This is a genomic window from Streptomyces sp. NPDC001093, from assembly GCF_040298985.1.
Classification (GTDB): domain Bacteria; phylum Actinomycetota; class Actinomycetes; order Streptomycetales; family Streptomycetaceae; genus Streptomyces.
On the sequence record NZ_JBEPBF010000214.1, the window covers coordinates 1 to 10,021 of the forward strand.

The following is a 10,021-nucleotide window of genomic DNA, read 5'->3' on the forward strand; positions in this document are numbered from 1 at the left end:
TTCGGGCGCCGGCCCGCTAACCCCGGGGGTGTTCGCGGGCCGCAGCCGTATGCGCAGGTCGCATGGTTGGGAGGCGCTGACGTCCGTGTGCCCTCTCCTACGGGTTTCTGGAGTGCCGGTAAGACCTGTGCCACCAGCCAGAAGCGAACGAAGGGGCCGGGGCGGGTGACCGCCGCGGCCGCCGCGGGGTGGCTTAGCTGACGGGCTGGTCTATCTCGGTGGTGTCGGCGGGGTCGGTCGGGGTGCGTCGGTTGCTGCTGTATCGGGGCGGACCGGCGGGAGGTCGGGAGGAGTGCCGCACGCCGATCCAGGTTCCGTAGAGTCCGGAGAGGGCGGTTGCGATGGTGCCCAAGGACCCGGCCGGAACGTGGAGGAGGATCAGCAGGATGCCGGTGGCCAGGATGGCGAGGAAGACGGTCATGTCCAGATAGCGGTTGTTCCGGCGGACCGGGTTGATCGTGCTCATGATGTCCCTGCTCTCCCGAGTGGAGCCCCGCGGGTCGGGGCCTGATGTGGTTGTAGCCCGGGGCCGACATCGTTAGAACCGATCTTTCTTGCTGCTTCAGCGGCGGGATTTCGCTGGGCTGCCACCTGGCCGGGAGTTTCTTTCTGAATGGCCTCGGACCAGCGGGAATGCCCCTATTCCGGCCTCGCGAGCTACTCGATAGCCTGACGCCATGCCAGAACAGGGGGACGTCGGAGACGCCGGCGGAGATGGCGGGACGGCACGTCGGGGGGCACCGCGCACGCCTCTGGAAGACTTACCTGCTCCCTTGCGCGAGTTCACCCGGGAGCTGCGGGAGTTGGCCGGTGACCGGAGCAACACCGAACTTGCGGCGGCACTGCACTGGTCGGAGTCGCACATCTCCAGAGTCTTGAGTCCACGGAGTCTGCCCCACATGCGCGCCGTCGTCGGTGTGGCCGGGCATCTGGGCGCCGACAAGGCGGCGTGGAAGCGGAGATGGGCGAGGCTTCATCACAAACTACAGAAAGAGGGCAGGACGGACCTGCTTCCCGGCCGGCAGGACATGCCGGAGCACGAAGCGCTCAAGGCGGCGGCGGCTGAGGCCGAAGCCCTCGTCCGCACGATCGACGTCCCCCGTGCGGATTCCCGCCCGTACGACTCAATGCGGGCTGCCCGGCTGCTGGCAGGGATCAACAAGGACCGGCCCACCAGGACGTTCAAGATCGGAGCGTCTGCCGATGAGTGCTGGACCGATCTCACCGACTACCTCAAGCGGCTCGCCCTGCTCTTCGACCCCCGCCCGATCCCGACCAAGAACGACGGCCACACACACCTCAGGGACGTCCTGCCCCGCCTCGCCGGACTAGCCGAACTGACCGGCATGTCGGAGTGGCAGGACCTCACCGACCAGATCCACGCCACCTACAAGACAGCTGAGGGCAGCGGGTGGGAAGCGGTGGATCCTGGGTGGAGCGCTGCGGTCAGGTACAACGACGAATTCGCCGCGTTCCGCGCGGCGGCCGGCCGCAAGGCCTCGCAGCTGGCGCGAGCCGGCGCCGCCCACATCTCCGACCACCCCTCGCTCCCGCCCGCAGTAGCACCGGTCAACCGCCACCAGTACGACCCGCCGCGCAGCGACATCACCGCATCTGGCGCAGGGATGGCTGTGCTGGCCACCGTGGTAACCGTGATCCTCGTGCTCTTCGACGTTTCGTGGACGACCTGCGGCCTCGTGGGAGGGATCCTGGTCTTCGCTGCGGTCGCCTTCTTCATCAGCGCGAAGTTTCGGGATTCGCGGGACTGAGCCCGGCAGGGACAGGGACGATGCGGTCAAGACCGCTCGTTTGCGGCTGGTGACGATCCCGTCGGCTATTCCGCGGTGAACTGCGTCAGCACCTCTGCGGGATTGCCGAGGTTGAGGGCGCAGGATCCGGAGAGCATCCGCAGTTCGCCGAGGTTGACCCAGTACACGCAGTCCGGGTCCTCCTCCGGGGAATGGTCGCGGGCTCGGTCATAGGCGTCGAGCGCGGCGTTCTGGGCGCGGGCGGAGGCCCGGGACTCGCCGGCGTGCGCGTGAGCGCGGGCGAGGCGGGCGTGCAGCATCGCCTCCATCCTCGGTGAGCCGATCCGGCGGGCTTGGCCGAGCGCGCCGTTGACCAGGCCGGCGGCGCCGTGCGGGTCGCCGGTCGAATAGGACAAGCACACCGCCGTGCGCGGGCCGGGGACAGGCTGGGACCTGCACGAGTACCGTCATTCCGCCCTGACCCACCTGGGCGAGCAGGGAGCCTCCCTGCTGATGCTGAAGGCGAAGTCGAGGCACAAGAAGCCGGAGAACGTCCGCCGCTACTTCAAGCCGTCCCCCGAGGCGATCTCTGAGCTGACCAGTCTGCTCGCACCTGGCGACAGCCGCCGGTGAATGCGCGGTGCTGCTGAGACCGGTGCGTATCCGCGTCCGCGTCTCTCCCGGTCCGATGCGGGCCGTGGTGGGGACCGGGGCACTTGCTATAATCGAGCAGTCGGCCTTCGGCGCCCTAGGTTGGGAGCGCGCGAAGGCTTTTTTCATGCCTTCTGACACATCTGCCTCCGGCACACCTCCCACCACCTACCGTGACCTGCTCCGCAACCGTGAATTCGTCGGCCTGTACGCCAGCTTCACACTGACGGTCGCCGCGAGCACCTTGTCGGGCTTCGCGCTCGGCACGCTGGTCAACCAGCAGACCAAGTCCCCGTTCCTGACCGCTGTGAGCATGTACGGCGCCACCTTCGCGACGGTACTCGGTGCGCTGACGCTGATGTCGGTCGCGGACGGAAGCCGTCCTCGCCGGACCCTCGTCGCGCTCCAGTGCGTCTCGCTCGTAGGTGTTGCCGCACAGGCGGTTCCAGGGCTGCCGCTCGCCGCCCGGTTCGGTCTGCTCCTTGTACTGGGGTTCTTCCAGTCCCTGGGAACGGGCGCACGGATGGGGCTGCTCGCCGAGGTGGTGCCGACCTCAACCTATGCACTGGCACGTTCGCTGATGAACATCACCTCGGGAGGCATGGCCATCCTCGGCTACGCCATCGGCGCCGTACTGCTGCGGTACCTGAGCCCGCAGGAGGTCTTCGCCGTCGCGACAGCCCTGACCGGCGGTGGATTGATCATTGTGGCGGTGACGGTCCGGGAACGCTCGATCCGTCTGACCCGTCGCCCTGGACTGCGCCAGACCTGGACGACGAACATCGAGCTTTTCTCCCACTCCGGCCAACGCGCGCTGCTGCTGAACCTGTGGGTCCCCAACGGCCTGATCGTTGGCTGCGAGGCCCTGTTCATCTCCTACGCCCCCCATCACGCTGGCGTCTTCCTGGCCGCCGGATCGGCAGGCATGCTCCTCGGTGACCTTGCGGTCGGGCGGCTGTTCACCGCCGAGCAGCGACGCCGCTACGCATTCGCCCTGCGACTGCTGCTCGCCGCCCCCTACCTGCTGTTCGCCGTCCACCCGCCCATGCTGGTGGCGACAGCCGCGGTGTTCACCGCCAGTGCCGGCTTCGCTGCCACCCTGCCGCTCCAGGAGCAGCTTCTGGAGTTGACCCCTGATCCGGTCCGTGGCCAGGTCCAGGGAGTTGAGTCCGCCGGCCGGATGACGTGGCAAAGTATCGGAGCCGCGATCGCTGGCGGCATTGCCCAGCACTTCACTTCTGGTACGGCCATCACCTTTGTGGCCGCCGTCTCCATCGCCATCACCGTCTTCTCCCGGCCCTTCGTGGTCCGCGCCCGAGCCGTCCGCGTCCAGGCGGCCAACGCCTAGAGTTCCCAAGACGGTGCGAGCGGCGGGCGCGGCCAGACGCGCCCGCCGCGTCTTGCTACTCGTCGACAGCGTCCGGGGCACGGAGGGGCCGCATTCCGCCGGGCAGGTCGGGGGGGCTGGAAGGAGTACCGGCCCAGCACGTTGATGTGGTGGCGGACCGGGTGTGAGTAGTTGCGGTACAGAAAGTGCCGCTGAGATTGATCTTGCTCGGGTAGCACATTGTCCGTTGGTGGTGCTGGGGTTCGGCGATACCCGCCGCCGGCGCCTCACGGGTGACTACGGTCCCGGCCGTGCCGGTGGAGTTTCTGACTGATGAGCAGGCCGAGGCGTACGGGACGTTCACTCAGGTGCCCACGCGCCCGGAGCTGGAGCGGTTCTTCTTCCTCGATGACGACGACCGTGACCTGATCGCGCTGCGGCGTACGGACACTCACCGGCTGGGCATGGCGGTGCAGATCTGCACGGTCCGCTACATCGGCCGGTTCCTGGCCGGTGATCCGCTGGCTGTGCCGTGGGAGGTCGTGGAGTACCTCGCCACTCAGCTCGGCATCGAGGACACCTCGTGCGTGAAGCGGTACCCCGAGCGGCGCCGGACGCCGTACGAGCATGCTGAGGAGATCCAGGAGCGGTTCAAGTACCGGGACTTCACCGACCGGAAGTGGGGCCGGGAGTTCCGTAGCTTCCTGTACGGGAGGGCGTGGACGCACGCCGAGGGGCCGGAGGCGCTGTTCAACCACGCGGTGACCTGGCTGCGCAAGAACCGGGTGCTGCTGCCCGGGGTCTCGGTGCTGGCTCGGCCGGTGTCCGAGGCCCGTACGGTGGCCGAGCGGCGCCTGTACGAGGCGGTGACCCGGGCGACCCACCGGGCCGATCCTGCGCTCGCGCCGGCACTGGCCGGGCTGCTCGACGTTCCGGAGGGCAAGCGGGTCTCGGAGCTGGAGCGGCTGCGGACACCGCCGGGACCCGGACGCCGTCGAAGCCGACGCCGACGACTGAGCGGCCGTCAGGTGTAACCGTCGCGAGGTCGGCCGAGCGAGGGCGCTGGAAGGTCAGGGGTCGCTGTTGTCGGCCTGGTGTGACCGCGGTGGGCGGCGCTGGGTGGGGTGGGGCCACAGGAAGGTGATGGCCAGGAGGGTGATGGTGGCGCCGAGGAGGTTGTTACCCAGTCGCCAGGCGGAGTCCGTCACGGCGAGGGGCTTTTCGAGGCTGGTGAGGAGCAGCAGGACGGGGGTGCCGAGGAGGGGCCAGTAACCGTAGTTGTACTGGCGCAGCGGGCGGGCGAGGCCGCCGAGGACGGCGATGAAGGCAACGGTGGTCCAGTAGCCGGTGTGGGCGCTGATCAGGAGGAGCACCGCGGTAAGCGCGGACCCGCCGACCATGCCGATGCTGCGTTTGACCAGCCGTGCCTCGGTCGCCTCCCAGGAGGGGCGGAGTGTGGTCAGGACCCCGACGAGCACCCAGGTGGCGAAGGGCCAGTGCAGCGCGGTGAGGACCAGGTAGCCAACGCAGATGCAGACGGCTGCCTGTGCGGCGTAGCGGGCCTGCGGACTGCGTCGGCGGATGTGGTCGGCAAGCTGCCGCCCGGGGGCTTTGACTCGCAGGCCGGTGAACGGCGGTGCGACGGGCGAGGCCGCGGCGGGGAGCAGCAGGACGGCCAGGGCAGCAGCGCCACCGAGGAAGAAGGCTGCGAGGTAGCCAGTGGCGGTCAGGCCTTGCGGGGCGTTGGTCGCCATCAGGAAGGTGATCAGCGGGGTGATGGTCATCCCCGGCACGGGGATCATCAGCGCGAGGATGATGATGGCGGCCGCGGTCCAGAGCTCGTGGTGGCCGGTGAGGAGCCCGAGGCTACTGGTGGCGGTGAGAATCAGCAGCCGTCGGCCCAGGAACAGCAGGCGCTGGAGCGCGGTCCGGGGCGGGATCGCCAGCGCGATGAACCAGGCGGCCAGCGCGGCGGTGGCGCCGGCTGTGCGGGATCCGGCGAGCTCACCGGTGATCAGAGGGACCGCGACGACCGCGCTGACGAGGATCCCGAACCGCCAGTGGTAGTGCGCTCCAGCTTCGCGGCGGAGGTAGATTCTCAACCCCGCCGCGAGCGGACGAGGCTCGGTCACAGGTCGGCCAGCTGCCCGGTGGTGGTGATCGTCGCGATCCCGGTCAGCATCTGCACCGACGCCTCGTGTTCCTGGAGGGTCGGGGCGGCGCACGCGTCCTCGGCGACGACGACGCGGTAGTCGCGGTCGTGCGCGTCGCGGGCGGTGGCCTGGACGGCCCACACGGTGCTCACCCCGCACAGCACCACGCGCTCGATGCCCGACGCGGAGAGGCTCTGCTGGAGCCGGGTGCCGTAGAAGGCGTTGATGCGCGGTTTGGCGATCACGAAATCGTCGGCATCGACGTGCAGATCGGGGTGGAAGGCAGTGCCCGGGCCGGTCAGGTCGAGCGCGCCGAACTCGTGGGCACGGCCGAACATCGGCGAGTGCTTGGGCTGGTCGTGATACCCGGCCTCGAAACCGACCTTCACCAGGACGGTCAGCCAGCCGCGCTGCCGAGCGGTCTCCTTCGCGGCATTGAACCGGGCTACGACGTCCCGTTCCGCTGCCTGGGGCGCACACCGGGCGATCTTCCCGTCCGGGTGCATGATGTCGACGATATAGTCCAGACCGATGAGTGCCGTGCGCATGGGGTGTCCTTCTCTTTCATGCTCAGGGTTGTTCGCGGAAGTCCGCGACGCGCCGCATCAGGGCACCGGCCGCCAGGAGCTGCTGCGCTTCCGCTGGGCTCAGTGCCGCGGCGACGGCTCTCACCAGCCACGACTCGCGCTCCGACCGGTCACGCTCTAGCAGCTGCCGGCCGCGCTGGGTCAGGGCTGTGAGGCTCCGTCGGCCGTCGGCGGGATCCGGCGTCAGCTCGACGAGCTCCTTGGCCTCCAGGCGCCGCAGCAGGGCGGCCACATTAGGCCTGGCCATGCGCAGGTCATCTGCGATGCCGCTCGGACTGGCGGACGCTCCATGCCGGTCGACCGCTCCCAGGACCAGGACCTCGTTCAGCGGGATGCCGCCGACGTGCTCCTCGCGCAGCCGCCGGTGCAGCGCCATGAGGTCCTGCCGGAACACGTGGGCCTCGTTCCTCTCCATGAAGTAATTATGACTCATAACTATTGTTCGCCGCAAACGCGCATCCGTGGATGCCGAGATTCGCCTGACACCCCCACCGTCCGGGTGTCCGCCTGCAAGAAACCTTCGTTTTCTGAAGATCCCTCCCAGAGGGGTGTCGGGACCCTTCCGGGCCTTCAAAAACCCTTTAAAACCTGGGTCGTTCAAGAAACCCGAACCGCCGTTTTCTGACATGATCCCGGGGTCATGACGACCACTCAGGGGCCAGCGGAAATCGGGTACGCCCGGGGGTCGACCGGCGGGCAGAAGCTGGAACGGCAGCTCGACGCGCTCACCGCAGCCGGGTGCCGGAAGATCTTCGCGGACAAGAAGTCCGGCAAGGATGCGCTCCGCCCCGAGCTGAAGGCGTGCCACGCGTTCCTCGACGTGGGCGACGCCCTCGTCGTCCCCTCACTCGACCGCTACGGCCGCAGCCTCCAGGACCTCATCAACATGGTCGCCGAGCTGCGCGTGGCTGTGTCACTTTTCGTGGATGTCGTTTCGACGCGAGTTTGGGAGTCACTTGCGCCGATTCCGCGTGATCAATGTCAGTGAGAATTGATGTCACTCCGGTTGGAGCGCAGGGTTCGAACCAAGTGTCAGGTCTACCGGCGAGGTGACCGGTCCGTTCTCGCAGAGCATCGCATCGCACAGTTCGAACAGCGTGTCACCGCGCCGAGTCAGGCACGCACGAGGTCTTCCCGGAAGTGTGACGCGAAGTCGAACGCGTCCCCTCGAGCATCGTCATGCAGCAAGCTCACCTCTGCGGCCTTCGTGTGAACGTACCCAGGGCAAGAAGACAGATCTTGTCACGCCCTTTGATTCTCTGGACGTGGCCGGTAGACCGCGCCCGCTGGAATTGGTCACCGTCCGGCCTGGGCGAATCCTGCTGCGTGCGGCTACGTTCGTCGGACAGCCCCCGTTCACGTGGCCTCCTTTGAACCTGCGACAGGCCGTATGTCAAGCAGCGACTCGCCGACAATTCCCGGCGCCCCACCAGCATTGCGGGTGACTAGACGTTAGAAGATCACCTGCAAGGACTAATTGCTGTCCAACTGCTTGTGCTTACAGTGCATTTGATGGCCCACCAGCTCTGTCTCTGAGTGGCGTCGAGGGCTCCGCGTACCCGATTCAGCCCCACGGAGCCGGGATCCCGATTTGCTCGATATGACAGCGATAAGGGGTGTTAGTACGTTCAATCACGCACCGGCTGTCACAGCGGGCGCTCCTGTCCCAGTCTCAGAGGAGAGCAAGCGATATGTTCACGATCCGTTCCCGCAAGATCGCCACGGCCGTCGCGGCCGCCGCGGCCATGACCGCGACTGGTATCACCTACGCCTCGGCCGCCTCGGCGCCGGTTCCCCAGGTCGCCCCGGCGGTCACGGCAGCACCGTCCGGCGGTCCCAGCACTCCCAACACCAACGAGGGCAAGGGCAACGAGGGCAAGGGCAACGAAGGAAGAGAAGGAGGGGGGCCCCGCCGCCATTTCGAGGGCAGGATCCTCTTCAACGAGCGCGAATTCTCCGGCCGCCCCGACGGCTGCATCACCGTCGTCAGCGGCCTGGGTGCCAAGACCCTCAACATCCGCAACGACAGCCGCAACGTGGTCGAGGTCTTCCGCGGGGCCGTCTGCAACAACGGCGCCCCCGTCGCCACCGTCGGCCCCTTCAGCTCCGCCAACGGCGTCTGCCCGAGGTTCAAGGACGATGACGAGCACGAGCACGAGAACGAGAACTGCGAGGAGCGAGAGCACCACGAGAACGGCGAGCACCACGAGAACGGCGAGCACCACGAGAACGGCGAGCACCACGAGAAGGGCGAGCACCACGAGAAGGGCGAGCACCACGAGGAGATGGAGGACGGCGTGAAGGTCAAGAACGGAGTCGTCGCCAGCTTCCGCGTCATCTGCCGCCACGGGATTGGCGAGGGCGGCGGATTCGGCGAGGGTGGCGGATTCGGCTGGGGTGGCGCATTCGGCGAGGACTGAGGCCAGCAGCCACCTGATGCGCACGCTGGAGAACGCCGGCTCACCGGAATTGGGCCGGCGCCCTCCGGCAAGGCGCACAATACAGGATTCCGGCCCGTAATCGGGCCGGGATCCTGTTCATTCCCGCCCCTCTGGCCGCAGAGGCCCTTACCGGACGCAATGGCCTGCGCAATGACGTCCCCAAGCTCCTTGGAGTCGTTGCTGAGGTAGAGCTACGACGCGACGGTTTCTGCCTCGGCCGAGCAGCCCGCGGCGCACAGGCGATGAGCGGGGGGCCTGGGCCCGAAGGTGGACCACACTGCCGACCGTCGGCGGCCGTCAGGAGGCGCCCATGGCAGCGAGCAGGACCGCTGCTTCCTGTTCCCCGCCGACGGCATCGAGGCCCTGATCGCCGAGATCGACGCCGCCGCGAAGCACCGGACTGACGCTCACTGTCATCAGCGAGGTCAACCCTGCTGGTCTCACCTCGCTGGCCGCCCGTTGCGGTACGCAGCGGAGTACAGCAACCACCGCGACCGCAGCCGACCGACATAGACCTTCGAAGTCCCCATGACCGGCATCCTGGACCGCAACGGCCGTCCGGCCGATAGTTCGGGACGAAGAGGTCAGCGCCGGCCACTGCGCGCGCCGATGGATCGAGCGGCGATGGTGCAAACAGGTGGGTTGACCGTGGCCGTTCAGAACACAGTGGCTGGCTTGGGGGACTCCGTGGACGAGGACGAAATCAGGCGTGCGGTTGCGCGAGGGATGCAGGACTACAGGAAGTCCCGCCCGAAGCCCAAGGGGATCGTCGCGGAGGCGGAGAGCGCCATAGGCGGTTGCGTAGCGATGTTCTTCGTGGCCTTGGTAATTCTGGGCATCGTCGCTGCCTGCAGCAGGTGACGCACCTTCCCGGCACGCACCACCGGCGCGATTTCGGGGCCGTCCCCGGGCCGTGCGAGGCCGGCCAACGCCAACCAACAGCGACAGAAGCCCACGGCATCTGAGCAGCTCAGAGCCGTGGGCTTCGTCAGTCCCGCTGGTCAGCGGGACCCGTGCTTAGACGGTGTCCTATGTGGTGAGGCGGACCAGTCGCTTGTAGCAGCACAGGGCTGCGGCAAGGCCGAGAAAGGCCAGGTAGTTGCGTGGATGGCGT

Annotated in this window: 11 protein-coding genes and 3 pseudogenes; 7 read left to right on the forward strand and 7 right to left on the reverse strand. The window is 67.7% G+C overall.

The window, feature by feature from the left end; genetic code table 11:
- Nucleotides 1-193 precede the first annotated feature (193 nt).
- Nucleotides 194-466: a hypothetical protein gene (locus ABT288_RS47715; protein ID WP_351622740.1), complete on the reverse strand. Its 273-nt coding sequence runs from the start codon at nt 464-466 to the stop codon at nt 194-196.
- Between the two features lie 433 nt (nt 467-899).
- Between ABT288_RS47715 and ABT288_RS47720 the strand changes: the two genes are divergently transcribed.
- The gene (locus ABT288_RS47720; protein WP_351622743.1) at nt 900-1,769 is read left to right on the forward strand and encodes a hypothetical protein; all 870 of its coding nucleotides are present in this window, start codon (nt 900-902) and stop codon (nt 1,767-1,769) included.
- A gap of 65 nt (nt 1,770-1,834) precedes the next feature.
- Here the strand turns inward: ABT288_RS47720 and ABT288_RS47725 are convergent, their stop codons facing one another.
- Nucleotides 1,835-2,164: a hypothetical protein gene (locus tag ABT288_RS47725; RefSeq protein ID WP_351622746.1), complete on the reverse strand. Its 330-nt coding sequence runs from the start codon at nt 2,162-2,164 to the stop codon at nt 1,835-1,837.
- Here ABT288_RS47725 and ABT288_RS47730 point away from each other — a divergent pair.
- The 3 genes and pseudogenes from ABT288_RS47730 to ABT288_RS47740 all read left to right on the forward strand — a co-directional run.
- Nucleotides 2,160-2,381, forward strand: a pseudogene (locus ABT288_RS47730) (site-specific integrase); the annotation flags it as partial. The gene ABT288_RS47725 and the pseudogene ABT288_RS47730 overlap by 5 nt on opposite strands.
- 7 nt (nt 2,382-2,388) lie before the next feature.
- Nucleotides 2,389-3,747, forward strand: coding sequence for an MFS transporter (locus tag ABT288_RS47735; protein ID WP_450863769.1), 1,359 nt, complete (start codon nt 2,389-2,391; stop codon nt 3,745-3,747).
- 290 nt (nt 3,748-4,037) lie between these two features.
- Nucleotides 4,038-4,706: pseudogene (locus ABT288_RS47740) on the forward strand (DUF4158 domain-containing protein); the annotation flags it as partial.
- 90 nt (nt 4,707-4,796) lie between these two features.
- On the opposite strand, the gene ABT288_RS47745 reads toward ABT288_RS47740, so the two are convergent.
- The 3 genes from ABT288_RS47745 to ABT288_RS47755 are packed head-to-tail and all read right to left on the reverse strand — an operon-like array spanning nt 4,797 to nt 6,881.
- The gene (locus ABT288_RS47745; protein WP_351622749.1) at nt 4,797-5,858 is read right to left on the reverse strand and encodes an FUSC family protein; all 1,062 of its coding nucleotides are present in this window, start codon (nt 5,856-5,858) and stop codon (nt 4,797-4,799) included.
- Nucleotides 5,855-6,427: a cysteine hydrolase family protein gene (locus ABT288_RS47750; RefSeq protein ID WP_351622751.1), complete on the reverse strand. Its 573-nt coding sequence runs from the start codon at nt 6,425-6,427 to the stop codon at nt 5,855-5,857. The genes ABT288_RS47745 and ABT288_RS47750 overlap by 4 nt, the downstream gene beginning before the upstream one ends.
- A 22-nt stretch (nt 6,428-6,449) precedes the next feature.
- The gene (locus ABT288_RS47755) at nt 6,450-6,881 is read right to left on the reverse strand and encodes a MarR family winged helix-turn-helix transcriptional regulator (RefSeq protein WP_351622753.1); all 432 of its coding nucleotides are present in this window, start codon (nt 6,879-6,881) and stop codon (nt 6,450-6,452) included.
- A gap of 225 nt (nt 6,882-7,106) precedes the next feature.
- On the opposite strand from ABT288_RS47755, the gene ABT288_RS47760 reads away from it, so the two are divergent.
- The gene (locus ABT288_RS47760) at nt 7,107-7,454 is read left to right on the forward strand and encodes a recombinase family protein (RefSeq protein WP_351622756.1); all 348 of its coding nucleotides are present in this window, start codon (nt 7,107-7,109) and stop codon (nt 7,452-7,454) included.
- 39 nt (nt 7,455-7,493) lie between these two features.
- Here the strand turns inward: ABT288_RS47760 and ABT288_RS47765 are convergent.
- Nucleotides 7,494-7,654 (reverse strand): annotated as a pseudogene (locus ABT288_RS47765) (NF041680 family putative transposase); the annotation flags it as partial.
- Between the two features lie 503 nt (nt 7,655-8,157).
- Here ABT288_RS47765 and ABT288_RS47770 point away from each other — a divergent pair.
- The gene (locus tag ABT288_RS47770) at nt 8,158-8,886 is read left to right on the forward strand and encodes a hypothetical protein (RefSeq protein ID WP_351622759.1); all 729 of its coding nucleotides are present in this window, start codon (nt 8,158-8,160) and stop codon (nt 8,884-8,886) included.
- Between the two features lie 318 nt (nt 8,887-9,204).
- Here the strand turns inward: ABT288_RS47770 and ABT288_RS47775 are convergent, their stop codons facing one another.
- Complete coding sequence (locus tag ABT288_RS47775) at nt 9,205-9,336, reverse strand: hypothetical protein (protein WP_351622762.1); 132 nt, start codon at nt 9,334-9,336, stop codon at nt 9,205-9,207.
- 219 nt (nt 9,337-9,555) lie between these two features.
- On the opposite strand from ABT288_RS47775, the gene ABT288_RS47780 reads away from it, so the two are divergent.
- Nucleotides 9,556-9,768: a hypothetical protein gene (locus tag ABT288_RS47780; RefSeq protein WP_351622765.1), complete on the forward strand. Its 213-nt coding sequence runs from the start codon at nt 9,556-9,558 to the stop codon at nt 9,766-9,768.
- The last annotated feature ends 253 nt before the right edge of the window (nt 9,769-10,021 follow it).